Annotated in this window: 1 protein-coding gene; it reads right to left on the bottom strand. The window is 66.2% G+C overall.

From position 1 onward, the window contains the following. Positions 1 to 353, bottom strand: a 353-nt coding sequence (locus tag ACLJQM_RS48205; RefSeq protein ID WP_410636681.1) for an IS110 family transposase, incomplete at its 3' end; no start/stop codon positions are given. Positions 354 to 604: the final 251 nt, after the last annotated feature.

Here is a 604-nt window from a genome sequence, read left to right as displayed (position 1 = left end):
GCGGTCGACGTCTGTCCCAGAACAGCCCGGGCGATCTGCTCGGCATCCAGGCGATCGGACTTGCCGTCCATCCGCCGGGCCAGCCGGTTTGTCCGGTTGACCTCGATGACTCGGACGTCGGCGGTGGTGAGGAACCTGCTCAGGGTGGCCCCGAACGACCCGGTGCTTTCGACACCGACCGCGGTGACGACACCGTGGCTTGTGATCCAGTCCAGCAAATGGGCGTAGCCGCGGTCGCGGGCAGGGAACTCGCGATGTCCGAGAAGCCGGCCGTGCTCATCGACCACGGCTGCGTAGTGGGTGTGCTTGTGCGTGTCGACGCCGCCGATGACACGGGTGGCAGAAGGTGTCATGCTGGAACTCGCTCCTCCGGTGTGTTCGCGCTGGCGGATGGGCGAACCGACCGGACGGGCGACAGGTCTGTGACGGGGCTTCTGATCCAAGCTCCTATCAGGTCAGACCCGTCTGGCCGGTGCGCATGCGGTGCTGCGCCCGAGCGGGCCGACAAATCGAACGCAGGACACCACGAACTACCCGTGGGTCACACCTTGGCCGGGGTCAGACCAGCCCGACGCAGCACCAAGCCCCAGTCTTCACAGATCTT

The sequence above is a fragment of the Amycolatopsis sp. cmx-4-83 genome (assembly GCF_046548815.1).
GTDB lineage: Bacteria > Actinomycetota > Actinomycetes > Mycobacteriales > Pseudonocardiaceae > Amycolatopsis > Amycolatopsis pretoriensis_A.
This window is presented reverse-complemented; position numbering and strand designations above follow the sequence as displayed.